The organism is Listeria fleischmannii subsp. fleischmannii LU2006-1, assembly GCF_000344175.1.
GTDB lineage: Bacteria > Bacillota > Bacilli > Lactobacillales > Listeriaceae > Listeria > Listeria fleischmannii.
The window spans coordinates 1-19,793 of sequence record NZ_ALWW01000019.1 but is presented as its reverse complement, the minus strand read 5'-3'; the positions used below and the strand labels follow the sequence as shown (position 1 = coordinate 19,793).

Annotated in this window: 18 protein-coding genes and 1 pseudogene; all 19 read right to left on the bottom strand. The window is 39.0% G+C overall.

Annotation, left to right across the window (positions count from 1 at the left end; genetic code table 11):
- Positions 1-8 precede the first annotated feature (8 nt).
- Complete coding sequence (locus tag LFLEISCH_RS07190) at positions 9-314, bottom strand: PTS sugar transporter subunit IIB (RefSeq protein ID WP_007474935.1); 306 nt, start codon at positions 312-314, stop codon at positions 9-11.
- A 12-nt stretch (positions 315-326) separates the two neighbouring features.
- Positions 327-1,622, bottom strand: a complete 1,296-nt coding sequence (locus LFLEISCH_RS07185) for a PTS sugar transporter subunit IIC (RefSeq protein WP_007474933.1) — start codon at positions 1,620-1,622, stop codon at positions 327-329.
- A gap of 114 nt (positions 1,623-1,736) precedes the next feature.
- Entirely contained in the window at positions 1,737-3,665 is a 1,929-nt protein-coding gene (locus tag LFLEISCH_RS07180) for a BglG family transcription antiterminator (protein ID WP_007474931.1), read from the bottom strand.
- 80 nt (positions 3,666-3,745) lie between these two features.
- Positions 3,746-4,705, bottom strand: coding sequence for a ribose-phosphate diphosphokinase (locus tag LFLEISCH_RS07175; RefSeq protein ID WP_007474929.1), 960 nt, complete (start codon positions 4,703-4,705; stop codon positions 3,746-3,748).
- Positions 4,706-4,769: 64 nt separating this feature from the next.
- Positions 4,770-6,143 (bottom strand): bifunctional UDP-N-acetylglucosamine diphosphorylase/glucosamine-1-phosphate N-acetyltransferase GlmU, encoded by a 1,374-nt coding sequence (glmU, locus tag LFLEISCH_RS07170; RefSeq protein WP_007474927.1) that lies wholly within the window; start codon positions 6,141-6,143, stop codon positions 4,770-4,772.
- Positions 6,144-6,459: 316 nt separating this feature from the next.
- Complete coding sequence (gene spoVG, locus LFLEISCH_RS07165; protein WP_007474925.1) at positions 6,460-6,768, bottom strand: septation regulator SpoVG; 309 nt, start codon at positions 6,766-6,768, stop codon at positions 6,460-6,462.
- Positions 6,769-6,891: 123 nt separating this feature from the next.
- Entirely contained in the window at positions 6,892-7,185 is a 294-nt protein-coding gene (gene spoVG / locus LFLEISCH_RS07160; RefSeq protein WP_007474924.1) for a septation regulator SpoVG, read from the bottom strand.
- A gap of 644 nt (positions 7,186-7,829) precedes the next feature.
- Complete coding sequence (locus LFLEISCH_RS07155) at positions 7,830-9,026, bottom strand: ABC transporter permease (protein WP_007474922.1); 1,197 nt, start codon at positions 9,024-9,026, stop codon at positions 7,830-7,832.
- Positions 9,023-9,709, bottom strand: coding sequence for an ABC transporter ATP-binding protein (locus LFLEISCH_RS07150; protein ID WP_007474919.1), 687 nt, complete (start codon positions 9,707-9,709; stop codon positions 9,023-9,025). Before LFLEISCH_RS07150 ends, LFLEISCH_RS07155 begins: the two co-directional genes overlap by 4 nt.
- 27 nt (positions 9,710-9,736) lie before the next feature.
- A complete protein-coding gene (locus LFLEISCH_RS07145) occupies positions 9,737-10,417 on the bottom strand; it encodes an efflux RND transporter periplasmic adaptor subunit (RefSeq protein ID WP_007474917.1) in 681 nt (226 codons plus the stop codon).
- A gap of 184 nt (positions 10,418-10,601) precedes the next feature.
- A complete protein-coding gene (purR, locus tag LFLEISCH_RS07140; RefSeq protein WP_007474915.1) occupies positions 10,602-11,423 on the bottom strand; it encodes a pur operon repressor in 822 nt (273 codons plus the stop codon).
- A gap of 131 nt (positions 11,424-11,554) precedes the next feature.
- A pseudogene (gene chbG / locus LFLEISCH_RS07135) lies at positions 11,555-12,291 on the bottom strand (chitin disaccharide deacetylase).
- A 17-nt stretch (positions 12,292-12,308) separates the two neighbouring features.
- Positions 12,309-13,169, bottom strand: coding sequence for a 4-(cytidine 5'-diphospho)-2-C-methyl-D-erythritol kinase (ispE, locus tag LFLEISCH_RS07130; protein ID WP_007474910.1), 861 nt, complete (start codon positions 13,167-13,169; stop codon positions 12,309-12,311).
- Positions 13,170-13,688: 519 nt separating this feature from the next.
- Positions 13,689-13,946 (bottom strand): biofilm formation stimulator Veg, encoded by a 258-nt coding sequence (veg, locus tag LFLEISCH_RS07125; protein ID WP_007474909.1) that lies wholly within the window; start codon positions 13,944-13,946, stop codon positions 13,689-13,691.
- Between the two features lie 117 nt (positions 13,947-14,063).
- Positions 14,064-14,951, bottom strand: coding sequence for a 16S rRNA (adenine(1518)-N(6)/adenine(1519)-N(6))-dimethyltransferase RsmA (gene rsmA, locus LFLEISCH_RS07120; RefSeq protein WP_007474908.1), 888 nt, complete (start codon positions 14,949-14,951; stop codon positions 14,064-14,066).
- Positions 14,944-15,519 carry a ribonuclease M5 gene (rnmV, locus tag LFLEISCH_RS07115; protein WP_149022049.1) on the bottom strand — a complete coding sequence of 192 codons (576 nt, stop codon included), beginning with the start codon at positions 15,517-15,519 and terminating at the stop codon, positions 14,944-14,946. Before rnmV ends, rsmA begins: the two co-directional genes overlap by 8 nt.
- A 93-nt stretch (positions 15,520-15,612) precedes the next feature.
- Positions 15,613-16,869, bottom strand: coding sequence for a G5 and 3D domain-containing protein (locus LFLEISCH_RS07110; RefSeq protein WP_007474904.1), 1,257 nt, complete (start codon positions 16,867-16,869; stop codon positions 15,613-15,615).
- 294 nt (positions 16,870-17,163) lie between these two features.
- Entirely contained in the window at positions 17,164-17,931 is a 768-nt protein-coding gene (locus LFLEISCH_RS07105) for a TatD family hydrolase (RefSeq protein ID WP_007474901.1), read from the bottom strand.
- Between the two features lie 291 nt (positions 17,932-18,222).
- A partial coding sequence (locus LFLEISCH_RS07100; RefSeq protein WP_007474898.1) for an ABC transporter permease occupies positions 18,223-19,793 on the bottom strand: 1,571 nt, incomplete at its 5' end.

Sequence of the window (19,793 nt, the reverse complement as noted above, 5' to 3'; positions counted from 1 at the left end):
TTCCACTTTTATTTGTTCTCTAATAACTGAAGCCCCTGCGCTAAAACTTTTTCGCCGTTCATACGACCATAGTCCACAATCGCAATCACATCCACAGGAATCGCACCAACCGTTTGATCCACTTTATCCTTCATATAACTCACTTGAGGACCTAGCAAAATAGCATCCGCATTTCTCCAGTTTTTCTCAAAATCAGTTTCTGAAATAGCCCAAATATCGATTTCAATCCCTTGTAAAGCGGCACTTTTTTGCATTTTCTTTACTAAAACACTTGTTGACATTCCCGCATTACACATTAACATAAGTTTTTTCATTTATATCTTCTCCTAAACTTTTAAATGATCGTTTGCTTTTAAAAACGGCAAGTAGAGCAATATACATACACCAATTAAGAAAATCTGGAAAATAGCTGCTCTAAAGTCTCCTCCTGTTGCCAAAAACCCTGATATAACTGGTGGTGTCGTCCATGGGACAAGAACAACAACTTTTGAAATTATCCCCATACTGGTAGCAATATAAGCAAGTAACAAACAAAGTGGTGTAGATAAAATAAATGGAATCATTAAACTCAAGTTATACACAATGGGCAGACCAAACACGACAGGTTCATTAATATTAAAAAGTCCCGGTGCCGCCGATAGACCTGCAATTTCTCGGTAATCTTTTCTCTTACTCCAAACAAAGATAGCGATAAGGAGAGCAATTGTATTTCCCCCGCCACCCATGACACCAAAAATATCACGGAATGTCGTATTGATAATATGCGGAATAGCCGATCCATTTGCAAAAGCAGCCATATTATCTTGCATGTTTGCAAGAAGTACCGGATCCATAATCGGGCCCAAAATCCCACTTCCCGCAATACCAATAGAATAGAGCATTTGGGAAATAAGCATTAATGTCAGGAACCCTGGCACACTGGTTACTAAAAAGGTCAATGGTTTTTGAATAACTGCACTAATTACAGAATATAAGTCTAAACTAAATAACATGTTAACTAAAAATGAGACAAAAGCGAAAATCAATACGGTTAGCATAGTTGGAATCAGCACATTAAATGATTTAATAACCGCTGGTGGTACACTTTCGCCTGAAATTCGTATCTTCATTTTTTCACTTTTCGACAAGCGGATAAATACTTCTGTCGAAAGAAGTGCCGTGACAATTCCAACAAACATCCCTGCCGACCCTGTTAACGAGGTGGGAATCACACCAGAAATTTGAACAGCTTCTTCCCCCCCATTTGGAATAACCGAAGTCATAAGCGGAATAAAAATAACAATTAAAGCAATCGTTTGAAGTGCCGGTGCAAATGGATTATCAAATTTTCTATTTTGAGCTAAAAAGTAAGAAACAGAAGCCCCTATAAGCAGCGTTATAATTCCAAGCGTTCCGTTCACAATACTTGTTCCAAGTTCCTGCCATTTCGTTAGTGTTGCTGAACTAATCACATTCGACATAAATCCATCTGGTTTAATAATGACATTATTAATCAAAACCATAAATCCTGCTAGCATAATAAACGGTAAAATGGTTGCAAACGCATCTCGCATGGATTTAAGATGGATTTGATTCCCTAATTTTTGAGATAGCCACGTTAATTTTTCAATAAATTTTTTCATATGCGTCCCTCCTTGTTGCCTTAAGTGTAGCGCTTTCTTTTCAAGAAATAAATGCAATCTTTTTCCGCTTGTAAGGTCTACTAGAGGAAATAAAAAAACACAAGCTTCACTCGCTCATGTTTTTACATACTCTAAAATTCGTATAAAGGCTTCAAAATCCTCCACTTCCCGTATTTCTTTTGCTAATTTAGGTATTTCCACAATTTGGCTAATGATTTCATAAACAGTAGAAAGCTGCTCCTGCTCTTTGTTCTTTACCGCAAGCATTAAAATGATTTGAACCTCGTCGCCTTCCTCGTTCCAAATAATCGGTTCTTTGGTGATACAAACCGCTATTTTTGTTTCTTTTACGTCTGCCGAAATGGGATGTGGGGCGGCAAGACCATTCCCGAGATAAGTCGCGACAATGTTCTCCCGTTCTTTTACTGATTTCAAAAACGAGGCCTGAACATTTCCCTCCACTTCGAATTTATTCGCAAGTGTTGTTAAAATTTGTTCTTTCGTTCTTTTCCCCTCCAAAATAGTAAAGTATTTCTTAGAAAAAAAGAGGCTTATTGGGTTAAAAGTAGCACGATTTTCATCTTTTTCTAAAAGGCGCTCTATGCCGCGAATATCGGCTTTTGAGAGAAATGGCGTTACCTGCACATACGCATGTTTGCTCGCCTCAATGGGTACAGTAGAAATAACAAAGTCCGCCTCCTGCTTATTCTTTTGGTATTTATAAAGCGAACAACTTCCGATGATTTCAATTTCTGTATCAAACAGTTTTTTGATTTTAATCTCTAATAATTTCGCCGTGCCAATTCCTGAGGCGCAGACGAGTAAAACGCGTTTTTTTCGATTATTCGGTTCCTCACTAAGCGCGTATAGGAAATGCATCGCCATGTAGCCAGCCTCATCCTCGTTAATTGCTTGATTTAATTCTTCTGTTAAAACTTCACGTGCCAAAAGTCCAAACTCGAATGCAAGGGGATAGTTCCTTTTGATATTACTTAAGTATGGATTATGGATATTCATATTAAATTTAATCCGATTAATCGCAGGCTTTAAATGTAAGGCTAAATGGGCTATAAATTGCTGGTGTGATGAAAAATCATATCCATACTGGCGTTTAATTTCCGCTAACATTTTATGCACCAATATAACTTCTCGGTAACCGTTATAACTTTGCAAGACATGCTTGGAACATACGTGCAGCAAAATATAAGTTAACTCGCTTTCAGGGAACTGAATGGATTCTAACCTTTCAATTTCCTGAATCATTTTTTGAACCGCCCGTAACTCTTGAATATTAAATTCCAAACCTTGAAGCTCATTTTGTTCGACATATTGCTGATTTTTAATGCGTCGTATGGCAATAGCGACATGGATAATTAAATTTTTAACGGCCATATCGGTCATCTGTACTTTATACTCCGCAAGGCTTGTTAAAATAATGTTTTGTATATTCCGCAAATCAATTTCCCCAAAGAAAGTCTGCTCCTCATCGCTAACAAGTAGGCTCACCGAATCACTCAGCAAGTACTTTGAAAAACAAAAACGCATGTTCATCTCCGAACCCTCAATTTTAACCCCGTACCCCGCTCTTTTAGAAAGAATTAAAGAACATTCGGCAAGCTTCCGCTTCACATCCACCATGTCGGAATTGATAGTTGATTTACTGACGTAGAGTTCCTCGGCAAGCGTGTCGAGTTTAACAAAATCATTTTGAAGTAGTAAATAACGAATAATATAGGGGATGCGGTCTTGGGCTAAAGATGGGATGACCTGTAAATTAAAACGCTCTTCTTTACTGGGCGCTAACAATTTCAGGAAAACGCTTTCATATCGCAGTTGAAGTTGATAGCCTTTTCCACGCACAGATACAATTTGATTCCCTTCTTTGGAAAAAATTTCATTTATCGATTTAATGTCACTCCGAATGGTTCTTGCATTAACTTGGAGCAATTCAGCTAATTCTTCACCACTCATAAAATCCATTTTTAAATAGAGATGGTGAAGTAGGTTTTGCCACCGTGGAATAAGGTTTTCTATTTGTGCCATAAAATTGCCTCCTGTAGAGGTGTAGTAGATAAAAAAGGAGAGCAGAACCTTAAAATAGATTCTGCTCACAAGCTGTTTCTTTATTCAAAAAGCGAGCTAACTGATTCATTTTCATGAACACGTACAATCGCTTCACCTAGAAGAGCAGCAACCGAAAGTTGTTCCATTTTATCAATCCATTTATCTTTTGGAAGGTCGATTGAATTCGTCACAACTAATTTCTCTATTGGTGAATCTTGAATTCGTTCCATTGCTGGTCCAGATAAAACTGGGTGCGTACAACACGCGAATACACGCGTTGCTCCATTTTCGCGAAGTGCATTAGCCGCAAGTGTAATGGTTCCAGCTGTATCAATAATATCATCTATCAAGATACATACTTTACCATCTACATTACCTACGATATTCATCACTTCTGCAACGTTTGGACGAGGACGACGCTTATCAATAATGGCAATCGGAGCTTTTAAGCGGTCCGCCATTTTGCGCGCTCGTGTGACACCTCCGTGGTCAGGAGAAACAACAACAATATCTTCACCTGTTAAACCTTGCTCATTAAAATAATTACTTAATAAACGTACAGCGTTTAAATGGTCAATTGGGATATCGAAGAAACCTTGAATTTGAGGCGCGTGCATATCTAGCGTAATCATACGTGTTGCCCCTGCAGTTTCAATTAGGTTAGCTACTAATTTGGCCGTAATTGGTTCACGACTTCTTGCTTTCCGGTCTTGACGTGCATAGCCATAGTACGGCATTACAATATTAATCGTAGCTGCTGAAGCTCGTTTTAATGCATCAATCATGATCAAAAGTTCCATTAGATTCTGGTTTACTGGGTAGCTTGTTGATTGTACAACATACACATGACAACCACGAATACTTTCTTCAATGTTAATTTGAATTTCGCCATCACTAAAATGAGTTACACTCGATTTTCCTAGCTCAATCCCTACTTCCTTCGCAATTTCTTCCGCTAGTTCACGGTTTGAATTTAGCGAGAAAATTTTCAACTTCGGATCAAAATAATCGTTTGACATAATCAGCCTCCACAAATTTTTATATAAATGATATTTCTTCAAAAAAAGTTGAAAAAATTATTTATTAAACTTCTCTACGATTTTTTTTGTCGTACCCTTCTTTATTCACTTGACGAGCTCGCCCTACTGCAAGAGCTCCTTCTGGAACATCATCAGTAAGCGTAGAGCCTGCAGCAATATAAGCATTGTCCGCGACATTTATTGGTGCAATTAAATTGGAATTACATCCGACAAAAACATTGTCGCCAATGACTGTTTTAGATTTATTGAAGCCATCGTAATTAACGGAAATCGAACCACAACCTACATTCACGTTTTTGCCGATTTCGGCATCTCCCATATAAATAAAGTGCGGTAACTTCGTATTTTCTCCCACAATAGCTTTTTTGGTTTCAACGTAGTTGCCGATTTTTACATGGTTATGAATTTCTGATTCTGGGCGCAGATGTGCAAATGGTCCAATTTGAACATCATCTCCTACTTTACTATCTTCAATGGCTGATGAACGAATGATTGTGCGGTTACCAATAACGGCATTATCAAAGTCACAACCACTTGAAATTAGGCAATCTTCACCAATTTTAGTGTTTCCGCGTAATGTAACATTCGCTTCGATCACTGTATCTTGGCCAATTTCAACATCTACATCAATATAAGTACTGTTTGGGTCAACTAATGTAACACCTTCACGCATAAGTCGCTCGTTAATGCGGTTTCTCATTAAACGGCTTGCTTCCGCTAAAGCAACTCGGTCGTTAACTCCTAGAGATTCTTCAAAGTTTTCCATGCGATAAGCCGCAACGACTTCATCTGAATCTTTTAAAATTTTGATGACATCTGGTAAGTAATATTCTCCTTGGGCATTGTCATTTGAAACTTTAGAAAGTGCCTCAAAAAGCGCACGATTATTAAAGCAATAAGTTCCCGTATTAATTTCTTGGACGCGTTGCTCTTTTTCTGTCGCATCCTTATGTTCCACAATTCGCTCCACAATGCCTAAATCATCACGCAAAATCCGGCCATAACCTGTTGGATCATCTAATTGTGTTGTTAAAATGGTTGCCTTTGCACGTTTTTCTGAATGGTATTTAATAAGCGCCCCCATTGTTGCACTCTCAATTAGCGGTGTATCCCCGCATACAACAATCGTTACACCATCAAGATCTGCAAGCAACTCTTTCGCCTGCAAAACAGCATGTGCGGTTCCAAGTTGTTCTTCTTGTTTTACAAATTCACTTTTATCTTGAAGATGTTCCTGCACATCTTCTGCTCCGTGACCGACAATTGTCACAATTTTTTTCATATCTAGTTGCGCAATTTGATCCACAACATGTTCAACCATTGGCTTGCCACATACCGGATGTAATACTTTGTACAATTTAGATTTCATCCGTGTGCCTTGTCCAGCCGCAAGCACGATGGCATACTGATTTGTCATATATAAAGACCTCCAATTAACACTATTCTTCCATAATGAATGATACCGTAAAACCTACTTTTTTTCAAGGTTACCTAGAACGCAAAAAAGCTTTACCAATATCTAGGTAAAGTAACTAGGCGTAAACTTCTAACCGAAGAAGAGGAAGACCTCTTAAACGAGCTTTTTAATAAAGTTTGATAATCTGCTACGCTATTTTTTCTCCCCACTTTAAAGCCCCTTTTCAAAAAGTTGTCTAAAAAAAGTATAGCATATTTTTGAAGATTGAAAAAGAGCTACCCTATTTAAAGAGTAGCTCTGGTTATTTTTATTCAAATTATTCAGCAGAAACTGATTCCGTTTCCTCTTCTGATACGGCATTCGCTTCTTCTTCACCAACGCGTTCATATTCAGCCAAAACAACGTCTTGAATTTTCCCACGTGTATCAGAGTTTATTGGGTGCGCAATATCACGGAATTCTCCATCAACGCCACGTTTACTTGGCATTGCGACAAAAAGTCCATTATTTCCGTCGATAACACGAATATCGTGTACAACAAACTCCTCATCCAAAGTGATTGAGGCAATTGCTCTCATTCTTCCATCAGTTTCAACTCGACGTAATCTCACATCTGTTACTTGCATTTCCGTCACTCCTTATCCCATTGGCCCCTTTACAATAAGGTTCGCGCGATCGCGGTAGCAGATTCAGGAATCCCTCTCTGTCCGTTTCACTCACTTGTTCCTAATTTTAAGGGATTTTTTGTTTTATTCTGCATCAGCAGAAGTTGTTTCAGATGCAACTGGTTCATCAGCTACTTCATAAGCCGCTAACACAGCTTCTTGAATTTTCGCGCGTGTATCTGAGTTGATTGGATGTGCAACATCTCTAAACTCTCCATCTGGAGTACGTTTACTTGGCATTGCGACAAATAGTCCATCGTTGCCATCGATGACACGAATATCGTGAACAACAAATTCACCATCAATCGTGATTGAAGAAATTGCTCTCATTCTTCCATCTGTCTCAACACGACGTAATCTCACATCTGTAATTTCCATTTTCTTCACCACCTTAAACTCTAGTTGCAAAACTTTGTTCTGAAGCTTTAAACAAGCTTACAGAAAGCTACCAAGAAAATCGAGATTTCATTTCATCACCAGGCACCTCTTTTTTCCCTACACTTATAATAATAAAAAAATTGAAAATTTGACAACTTTGTGAATTCGTTTCAAAAATAACCTTTATGAGGCATAAGAGTATTGACAAAATAAATTGTTTTAAAATTGAATTTATAAAGTACACTAAAATCATTGATAACGCTTCGAAAACAACGTAAAAAGTAGTTTTTTCTTTGATTTTAAATAAAAATAAAATAAATTTGTGTACATTTCAAAAACAATATTTATTTTTAAATTTTTTTTAGGATATGGCCCCTTTTACAACGATTACTTTCTTGTCACATCCCCTTTAAACGTTGATAATAAATACTTATTTGAAATATTCAAATTTAAAAACCATCGTATAACTTTTTTGTTTTGCTCTTATGTAACAAACAGATTAAAAATAGATGACAAGACACAAAAACGTAGCATTTTTTACTTTTCCAGCTGTTACTTTTACAATTTCTTCAAAAAAAGCACATAGATTTTTAGTGCGTCAGGATAGCTTCCTGATTATCACCAAATATCTATGCGCCTATCCCTTATTCTGAACGAAGAGCATCGATTGGCCGCAACTTAGCAGCTTTATTTGCTGGTGCGATACCAAATATAACACCAATACAAAGAGAGAAAGCAAAGGAGAAAATAATGGTTCCGGCTGTTATTCCTGAAGGTATGTTCGCCACACTTCCAAAAACCGCTGCTCCGCTAGCTCCAATAATAATACCAATAATTCCACCAACCACACTGATTACGACAGATTCAATTAAGAACTGCATTAAAATCGCACGTTTTTTTGCACCTAGTGCTTTTCTAATTCCAATTTCACGCGTTCGTTCACTGACAGAAACCAGCATGATGTTCATAATTCCAATCCCACCTACAACAAGTGAAATAGCAGCAATAGCGCCTAAAGCGGTCGTTAGGGTACTACTAATCGTATTAAATGCATTTAAAATTTCTTGCTGATTAATGACTTGGTATTTGGGACCTGTTTGGGATGAAGTATCATCTTCTTTTTCATTCATCTGAATTGAAAGTCTTGATTCAAGCGTACTCACAACAGGATCTACCACATCTGCAGATTTCGTTTCTACATAAATCGTTCTGACATTGGTATCTTTTAACATACGCTGTGCGGCCATAATAGGGATGAAGATTTGGTCATCACTGGACCCCATCATGGAAGCGCCTTTTTCTTTTAAAACACCTACAACTTTATAGGGCAGGCCATTTAAACGCACGGTCTCTCCAACTGGATTGGCGAAGCCAAATAAGTCGCTTGCAACGCTTGGGCCTAAAACCGCTACTTTTTGCCCATATTCGATATCTATTGGAAGTAAGAAGCGACCATTTTCTAAGTCTAAACTTCGCGCTCCTCGGTATTGATCGTTCGTTCCGATAACTTTGACGTTTTTAGTTTGATAGTCATACGCTGCGTTCACTTGACCAGAAAGTTCAGGTGATACACTTTTCACGCCATCAATATTTTGATATTTCATTGCATCGTCATAAGATATTTTATCATTCGGATTAACCGAAGTATTCATTACGGTAATCAGATTCGAGCCAAGGTCACCCATTTGGCTATTGACCTCTTGCGTGACGCCTTTTCCAAGTGAAACAAGTAAAATCACAGAGGCAACCCCAATAATAATACCTAGCATGGTTAAAAAGGAGCGTAGCTTACTCGTTTTAAGTTGCTTAAAGGCCATTTTCATACTTTGGAGAATTGTCATTTAGCAACCTCCTCTTTATATAAGCGTCCGTCTTGGATGCGAATACTTTTAGTACCGTATTTAGCAAGTTCTAAATCGTGCGTAATCATCACGATTGTATTTCCTGCTGCATTTAAGGATTGCAAGATGCCCATAACTTCTTTACCCGTTTTGGAATCAAGCGCGCCGGTTGGTTCATCGGCAAGTAAAATAGATGGTTCAGTCGCTAAAGCGCGCGCTATCGCTACTCGTTGTTGTTGCCCGCCCGACAATTGGGTTGGCAGGTTTCTTTTTTTATCAGCTAGACCAACACGGTCAAGACAGCTCATTGCCATTTTTTCCCGCTTCGAAACGCCGTAACCGCCATAAACAAGGGGAAGTTCCACGTTCTCAAGCGCTGAGAGCTTTGTAAGTAAATTAAATTGCTGAAAAATAAAACCAATTTTTTTATTACGTATTTCTGAAAGCTTGTTATCATTTAAACGGTAAACATCTACCCCATCCAACTGGTAACTGCCACTATCTGGCACGTCTAAACAACCTATCATATTCATTAATGTCGATTTCCCTGAACCAGACGGACCGACAATGGTGACAAAATCTCCTTCGTCAACGGATAACGTGACATCATCAAGCGCTTTAAAGGTTTCACCACCTAATGTATACGTTTTGGTGATATTTTTCATCTCAATAAGTGGATTCATTGTTCGTTTCCCTCCTTTTCTGCTTGATTAAAAGCCACCTTGCGTTGTGGATGATTTTTTGGAAGGTAAGATAATGGTATCGCCTTTTTCCAAACCTTTCGTAATTTCAATATTATCTTCATTGTGAAGTCCTGTTTCTACAAACTGTTTGACTTTTTTTGTACGTCCTTCTTTTTCTTTCTTAGGAATCATCACATAGTAGCGATCATCGTCACTTTTTTGGACCGCCTCAATCGGTACGTAGAGAGCATTTTTCTTCTCATTCACTAAAATAGAAGCGTCTGCGGTCATTCCCGATTTTAACCCTTCCGTACTATCTAATGAAATTGTAACAGGGAAAGTGGATACTCCGTTTTGCGCCTGCCCTTGGTCTGCGATTGTTTTGACTTTTCCTGTAAATGTTTTATCCGGAAGCGCTGTTACCGTCACTTTTACGGCTTGATCAACCTTAATATTAGGAATATCCAGTTCATCCATTTGCGCTTGGAACTCAAGTTCATCAAAATTTGGCATTTGTTTATTTTGCGGAACGATAGCACCTGTTCCAGTTGCATTGATTTTCATATCGCCTTGTTTGACTTTAGTTGTCACAAAATCACTCGTATCTGCCTTTTGTTTCGCCTCGCCTTTATTTAAAAACCAAATGACGCCACCGCCAATTAGTATGATAACGAGAATTGTTATGACCCATTTCATCCATTTTTTCAACTTATTTCCTCCTCTATGAGTTATGTATTTGTAGAATATTTATACATTCTACCATAAAAACGCGCAAGCAACGTACAGCGCTGGACTGATTTCTTTTCGGGAAAACGTGCGTTTATACGAACTTAAGGCTATGGTCCGTTTTTCAGGGCACAAGAAAAAGAAGCCAGCTACTGACTTCCTTAGTTTAACTCACCGTGAAGTAATTTCCTTCCACCACTTCAATTTGTTTTTCTTTTACATTTACATTTTTAATTTTCACAAGCGAAACATAGTCATCTACAAGACGCTCTTCCGCGTATTCCGACTCCACCAAAACCGCAATACCAACTAAATTCGCGTTGAATTCTTCCAGTAAATTTTTCATACCATTTACCGTCCCGCCAGCTTTCATAAAATCATCGACAACAAGCACGTTTGAACCTTCAGCAAGGCTCCTTTTCGACAATTCCATTTTTTCAATACGTTTAGTTGAACCTGATACATAATTTATACTAACTGTTGAGCCTTCTGTTACTTTACTATCACGACGTACAATTACAAAAGGAACACTTAAATGCTCTGCCACAGCTTGAGCAATTGGAATACCTTTTGTTGCCACCGTCATAATAGCATCAATAGGCTGGTTGTTAAATTTAGTAGCAAGAATCTTCCCAATTGCCTTTAAAGTTACTGGCTCCCCTAAAAGATCCGATAAATATAAATACCCACCTGGCAAAAGACGATTCGGCTCAGCAATTCGGTTACAGAGTGTTTGCACAAAATCAAGCACATCTGCATTCCCAGCGATAGAAATATAACGCACACCACCCGCAGCCCCAGGGACCGTTTCAAGCGTACCGATGCCACGATCTTCAAACGTTTTCTTTATAATCACCAAATCCTCACTAATAGATGATTTAGCCGAGCTATAACGTTCAGCAAACATCGTAAGAGGGACTAATTTGCGCGGATGACTAAGCAAAAACTCTGTCATATCAATTAAACGTTCACTACGCCGAATTTTCATACTCTCTCTTCCCTTTTTTAATTCCGTATATTAAAACAAAAAATAAAATGTTTGTAACGTATTTTTCTTTATTATAAAAGACTTCATATATCTTGACAACTTAAAAGAGTTTTATCATTTGAAATTCGTTTTTACAAATCACGGAAACTTGCAAGCGTCACATTCTCCTGCGCTAAATAATTTTGCAACTCTTTCGATGTAAGAAGCGTTACCTCTTTCATTCGGATATCCGCATAGCTTGATATAGCAAGTAATTTTTCATCTAAAAGGCAGGGTGCGTCATAATTTCAATAACTTTATCCGTCCCCTTATATTGTTCGACAATTTTGCGGATAGTTGCCATGGTAACACCTTCTGCATAAAAATCATTCATAAACACGTCTGTTGTTGTGACACGCTCGTAGCCCACTTCTGGAAGAGCACGCCTAACACTGACCCCGTATTTTTCCGCCAAACGATGTTCCACTTCATAAATATGCGGTTCAAGCATGTGGTGGACATCAAAGTGCGTGAACGCGATACCCGCCGCTTTTATTTTTTCAATTTGCGCCGTAAATTCACGTTCCACCTCTTCTAGACTAAAATCAGGTGCGTTTTGGAGCAATTCATTAATATTTCGATAAAACTTACCCTCATAATCAACAAGCGTCTTCAAATCTTTTAAAACCGGCTTACCAAACGTAAGCGCCAAATGTACACCTATATCAAGACCCGGGTTTTCCTTTGCAATTTGCACGCCTAAATCAAACGCATATCCATTAGCAAGCATGGTCGTTGATCGCACGACACCATTTTTATACGCATCAAGCGTCCCGTAAACCGCACCTTTCGTCATCCCAAAATCGTCCGCATTAAAAATAAGTTTCATATTCTTCCTCCCTTAATTTAGTCATCATATGATAACGGTCTTACCATGTAAACCTCATTACAAAAACCCCGCAGTCCATTATAAACGCGCTTAGCCCGCGAATGTTGTTTAACAATCGCAAAAACAGTTGGCCCACTTCCGCTCATCATCGCCGCATCAGCACCAAATTCAAGCATTTTATCTTTCAACTGTTTAACCTGACTATTTTTTTCAAGTGTAACGCTTTCAAGCACATTCCCCATCGAATCAAAAATACCGTCTAAATCGCCCCTAGATATCGCCTCAAGCATTTTTTTAGTATTCGGGTGTCCCACTTCCTGAACACGTAATTCTTTGTAAACAGAAGGCGTTTGGACCCCTATATTCGGCTTTGCTAAAATAATCCAGCAACCCGGCATACGATTTAAACGCTCAATCAATTCTCCGCGTCCAGTCGCAAGCGCCGTTCCACCATATAAACAAAAGGCAATATCAGAGCCAATTTCAGCACTTAAATCAGCCAACTTTTCTAAAGAAAGCCCTAAGTTCCAAAGTTTGTTTAGCCCTTTAAATGTAGCTGCCGCATCTGTGCTGCCCCCAGCAAGACCCGCCGAAACAGGGATTTGCTTATCCAGTGTAATCTTCACACCTTTTTTAACATCATAGCGATTTTTTAAAAGCTCCGCCGCCTGGTAAATTAAGTTACGTTTATCATCAGGAATAAAGTGCGCGTTGACATCTAATTCAATTCGGTCTTCCTCAAGTAATTCAAGCTGCAAACTATCCGATAAATCAATTGTTGTCATGACCATCTCCACTTCATGATAACCATCTTCTCGCTTATACAAGGCATCAAGTGACAAATTGATTTTAGCTGGCGCCTTTATTGTTATTTTCATTTTTTCGGCCTCCGTACATCCTTCTAAATCTCTTCGTTTATTTTATCATATGCCGAACAAAATATGTAGCTTGAATTATACGCTTAAATTAGAATTATGGCGGCTATTTTTGAATGAAAGAGGGTTTAGAATGTAAGTTAGGAGGTTTTTGCTGTTTGTTTTCAGCGAGTATGCTGTGCGATTTCGAGGGCTAAGTCCTGAGTTCACGCTTGGCCCCTCTATGGATGCAAACTACGCTTCCTTTGAGATTTTGGGGCCCGAACTCGGGGCTTTGCCCAAGTTCACGCTTGGCCTCTAGGGAAGCAAACTACGCTTCCTTTGAGATTTTGAGGCTCGAACTCGGGCTTTGCCCAAGTTCATGCTTGGCCTCTATGGAAGCAGACTACGCTTCCTTAGAGATTTCGGGGCTCGAACTCGGGCTTCGCCCAAGTTCATGCTTGGCCTCTATGGAAGCAAACTACGCTTCCTTAGAGGCCAAGCAAAAAGCCGAACCTCTTATGAGATTCGGCTTGCTTTTCATTATAATGCGACTTCTGTTTTATCGTCTGTAAACTCTAGTTCTACTGCATCTGTTAGAATGTCTGTGTAACTGTAAGACACTCTTTCAAAGTTGTTTTCATCTTGATTTAGTTCAACAATGAAAACGGATGGATAGGTCTCTGCTAAAACACCGCAACGTTCAATCGTTTTTTTACGGCCTCCGTTTGCTTTCAATGTTAAAGCTCTTCCTAGTCTCTCGTCTAGGCTTTTCTTAATGCTTGCAATGGTTTTTGGCATTATTTTCCACCTCACTATATAAAAGTATACCATAAAGAGGAGAATAAATCAATAACAGAATATTTTATCAGTGTAAACGGCTATTGTCAACAACTATATACGCTTTCTTAGTAAAAATTAATGATTTTTTAAAAATCTTGCTAATTCATTGCTTATTTTAGCAAATTCTTGGATGCTGAAAGTTTCACCACGTCTCGATAAATCAATGTCTAAGCTGGAAAAACGGACTTCTAATTCATTTTTTTGTTCTTTTAGTTCCGGAAATTTAGAAACCAAATTGTTCCATAGTGTTTTACGGCGCTGCGCAAAAGCTGCACGGGTCACCTCAAAGAAGAAAGTCTCATCATGCACCATAGCAGCCGGCGTTTCACGTTTCACAAGGTGAATGACAGCTGAATCAACATTCGGTTGCGGCATAAAGACCGTTTTCGGGACAATAAACGCTAATTCCGCCACCATATAAAACTGGATAGCAATTGACAAGCTACCATAACTTTTCGTACCCGGCTTCGCACTAATTCGTTCCGCCACTTCCTTTTGAAGCATAAATGTCATAGAGCTCGCAGGGACTTTTTCGTGTAAAAGCTGCAATATAATCGGCGTTGTCACATAATACGGGAGGTTCGCAACAATTTTTAACGGAGCTTCTGGACTTGAAAATTTTTCACCCATCACTTCATGAACATTCGCTTTTAAAATATCCGCGTGAACAATCTCCACATTTTCATACGGACTAAGCGTCTCTGCAAGAATCGGAAGGAGCCGATCATCAATTTCAAAAGCCAAAACTTCATTTGCCGAACGCGCCAGATGCTCCGTAAGCGCACCAATCCCAGGGCCAATCTCAATCACATTCGTTTCTTCCGTAACACCGGCCGTTGTAACAATTCGGCGCAATATATTAGGATCAATCAAGAAATTTTGACCCAGACTTTTCTTAAATAAAAAACCATATTTCTTTAAAATTTCAGTCGTCCGAATAGGCGTTGCAATATCTTTATTCATTCTTTTCCTCCTGTAAAACGGCTTGTAGTGCTTCATCAAATTCTGTTTCGGTGATGCCGAACATTTTTAGACGCGCTTCAAGTTGTTTGCCGTTCGTATAACCAATCCGAAGAAAATCGCCTAATTTTTCCCGTCGCAATTTAGCACCAGCGCCAAATAAAAGCCCAGAGGCGATAATTTTTTCGCGCGGCACTAACGTTTCATTTGCCGTTTCCCCACTTGTCTGATAACTTAAAAGCGCGTTTTGAATCACTTCTACACTCGCATGCTCAACGCCAAGTCCCCGCCCACTTTTCGGTAGCGCATCTTTACGCTCAATAAACGCGTGTTTACAGCCCGGAACATATGCCTCAATGGTCTTTCTAATTTTTTCCCCGGGGAAATCAGGGTCCGTAAAAATAATGACACCGCGTTTTTCTTTTGCATGTTTAATTTCTTCTAAAATTTTTTGGTTAATCGCTGACCCGCCTGTTTCAATCGTGTCGGCTATAACAGCCCGATTTAGCGCTGTCGTATCATCTCGACCTTCTACAACGATAATTTCTTGAATAATCGGTTTCTCCATCACTAACGTCCTTTTTAAAATCAATATGCTTATCATACCATAGCATCTAAAAAAAGCGAAGCCTCTTTCACGAGGCTCCGCTTAGAAATTTAAAAATTATAAAACACGTACTGTAACTGTTCTGCGTCCCCAGTTTACACAAGAACCGTGGTCTGGGAAATAAACATCCACAATATTTCCTTTAATCGCGCCGCCTGTATCACCAGCAACCGCAACTCCGTAACCTTCAACCCAAACTTTTGAGCCTAGTGGAATTACACTTGGATCTACTGCTACAACTTTCATACCAGGATTCGCACTTAAATTAATACCCGTCGCGGTTGTTCCGCCACCTGTATAAGCAGTTGATTCCATTGTAAATGTTTTCCCGCCGCTCGTGCTAGGTGCCGCAGAAGATGCGGAAGACACTTTCGAACTTGCTTGACTGGATTCTGCACGCGAAGTTGATGCTTTTTGCTTACTTGGATTATTAACCGCAATAACTTGAGCTTCTTTTGTTCCGCGAGCAACCACTTTATCTTCACTCTTCGCAACTACTGCTTCACTAATTCGTTTGCGGGATTTTTCTTTACCATTTTCTAAAACAATTTCGTATTTCACTTTTTTAGAACCTTGTTTTCCAGCAGAAAGAACTTTCGTTTCTCCTTTTTCAAGGCTAGAATCGTTTTTGTATACGGTATCGAAATGAATTTTTTCTGTTTTTTCTTCTGCTTTTTTATCTACGTATGTAACTAAAATTGCCATGTCTTCTTTTAAAGCTGTATGTTTAGCTGGTGATACGCGATCATCTTTTTGAAGTTTAATATTCTTCTCAGATAAAAGGTCCCCAACATTTGCTTTTGTAGACCAAACTTGTTCTTTTTTAGCCCCGTTTTGTAGGACTAGTTTAATGGCGCGGTCAATTTTCACATTTAAACCGTCTTTGATTTTTGTATCAAGTGCTACATTAACAACATCATGAGGACGCGTTGTGATATTTTCGTCCTTCAGCAAATCTTTCACTGTTGCCTTTGTACTCCATACTTTTGTTTCATTACCATTATCTGTAATGCTTACTTGACTAGCTTTAGAAAAATTAATTTCCATGCCGTCTTTAATTTTTGTATTTTTTGACGGAGACACTGAATCATGCGCCCCTAATTTAATCCCTGTTTCATCTAAAGCCTCACCGACTGTAGCTGCATGTGTTTTAGCTTCAATTTTTTCACCTGCATTTAAAATGGTGATATCGTTTTTTGTTCCTTCGAAAACGAAATAAAAAACCAGTGCTACTACAATAACAAATCCTGCTATCAAAATAGGTAATTTCCACTTTGATGGCTGGTCTACGTTACTGCTGTTTTCCATGGTCATATATTTCTCCCCTTTCTACTCGCTAGTGATTATATACAGGGGAAGAAAGAACTGTCAATTTTAGCCCATCTTTGTTCACATTTTCTCAAAACAATATTAAAAACGTTGATTTAAAGCCATTTCAAAACTCTAAAATTAAATTATGTGGACTTTATGACAATTCGATGTCAAAAAACTACGACTCAAGACTTAGGCATAAAATAAGGAGGTTTCATCTAATCCATTTCTATCCTATGACCTAAACTTAAGAATAGATTACAGAGATAGCCTTTTGTTACACCAATATTACAAATATTAATTGATGCGAAATAACTTTTCAGCGTTATCCATTGTAGCTCTAGCGATTTCCTCATATTTCATTTCTTTCAATTCTGCAATTTTTTCGGCAACCAACTTGACGTATGCCGGTTCATTTCTTTTGCCTCGATTCGGGTGTGGTGCGAGATACGGCGCATCTGTTTCAATTAAAATCCGATGAATTGGTATAGCTTCGGCAGCAATTTTTGGTAGTGTTGCATTTTTAAAAGTCACCGTTCCTCCAAATGAAATGTAAAAATTCATCGCCAAACATGCTTCCATCACTTCTACCGTTTCACCAAAGCAATGCATAATTCCGCCAACTTCTTCCGCTTTTTCCTCTTTTAAAATTTGGATGATGTCTTCTGTTGCTTCGCGGTTATGAATGACGATAGGTAATTTGACTTCCCTCGCTAACCGAATTTGCTTGCGAAAAACTTCAAATTGAACTTCCTTTGGGGATGTATCCCAATGATAATCCAGCCCCATTTCGCCTAGCGCAACCATTTTAGGATGCTTTGTAAGTTCGCGTAAATAATCTAAATCGGCATCTGTAAAATCAATCGCATCTGTAGGATGCCAGCCTAAAATTAAGTAAATAAAATCGTATTGTTCCGCTAGCTCAAGCGCTCGTTCGATTGTTGGACGATTAAATCCTACGACCGCCATCTTCGAAACATCATTTTCCTTAGCGCGTTTTATTACTTCTTCTAAATCTTCATTGAAAGCAGCGTCATTTAAGTGTACATGTGTATCAAAAAGCATTTTTATTCCCCCAAAATTCATCTTTCTTCTATTATATTATAAAATGCGGTTGAAAGTAAAAAGACGGCGAGTAAAACTCACCGTCTCAGATTGTATAAAAACTCAAAGATTACGTAAAACAAAACGCTTCTCACCACAATCAGACTGCTGATAAATGGTGAGATTCTAGGCAAATCCGAGTACCGGAGCGGAGCGTACTCGAGTACGTGAGCACCGGAACGGAGGGTTTAACAACGAAGATTGCCGTTTGTCAGCAGTCTGAGCCGGCGAGTAAAACTCACCGGCTTCATTTTAAGCACCTTCAATTAAATCGCGGTTTTTATAACCTAAATAACCGAGAATGATAAAGGCGATACTGATAATTGTAATGGTGATAAATGTTGGGGCATCAAAATGGTCAACTGGCATTTGCGGAATATAGCTTTGAATCGCAGTTTTTAAGAACCAGTCCGGCAAATCTAAAATGCCACTAAAATAGTTAAGCGCAAATGAATAGCCCAAGTATGCATAAACGAGCTTGGTGAATTTCGGTACAAATCCGAAAACGAGCGCTGCTAGACCTGCGAAAAACAATACGGAGGGTAGGAAATTGAACCCACTCGCTAAAAAGTCGCCCATGTCCATAACAGACTTCCCTTTCATGACATACATTGCCGTTGCACCTAAGCTGCCGACTCCTAACAAAATACCCAATACGGCTGACATAAGGGCCAGCGAAATCGTTGTCCAGTACAATTTACTTCTTGTTACTTTTGATGCATAAATTTGACTTAAGCGAAGCCGACTTTCTTCCACAAAAAGTTTGTTAATAATAGCGATTGGAAGAATCGAAACGAGGCTGACTAAAACCATCATAATCGTCGCCGTAAAAGATTCCTCAATCGAAACACCCGATTGTGTAAACATTTGCTTCACTAGATCATTACTTTCTAAAAACGACTGCATATCGCCGTAAATCGAGCCGTAAGCCGCGCCCATTACAACAAAGGCAACGAGCCAGCCATTAATGACACCTTTGTTAATTTTGAAAAATAATCCCCATACAGAAAGCAGTGATTTTTTTGCCACAGCACGTCCTTCGCGTTCAGGTAAATAGCCCGCTCCCATATCCCGCTTTCCTTCGAGCATAAAAGCAGCCACAATAAGCACTAAACTAAAAAGAGCAGCATATAAAAGCGGCAGAACATTATTTTCGGTAAAAGGATAGGTCAAGTATACCCACCCCATTGGATTTAACATCGACAAATCTACATTTGTGACATCCGTTCCAGCACGCAAAATATACAAAAGACCTACAATTCCTAGCGAAGCGCCTGTTGCGCTTGATGAGTTTGGCATAATTTGCGCCAAAACAAGCGCAATAACAGCACCAATTAATCCCGCAGCAGCAATTGATGCCCCAAAGAGAACAGACCCGCCTGGCGTTATACTTGTCGCCCCAAAGCTCATCATAATGATAGCCGTAACAGCGCCAAGCAGTATATTAATTACAACCGTTTCAATAATGACCGCAAGCGAATTCGATTGGCGGCCAACTTGAAAGGAGCGAACAAGTTCAGTAAGCCCTAAATCTTCTTCTTTTCTCGTATGACCGACTACATGAAGAGCAGAAATAATCATTGCGAACAACCCGCAAAAAAGAAGCATTTCATTTGAATACATCGCACCTAACGTGTAATCAGCCGCATTTTGGACAGGCGTTGGTCCTACCATCGAAATCATGGCCGGGTTTTGCATCGTTTCATACATACCGATTAAACCAGTTCCTTTAGCAATTTCTTCAAATGCAGGTACGTAAGCTCCTGAAAAAGCACCTAGTCCCAAAACCCAAAAAATAATTTTTTTWACATAATCACGTTTCG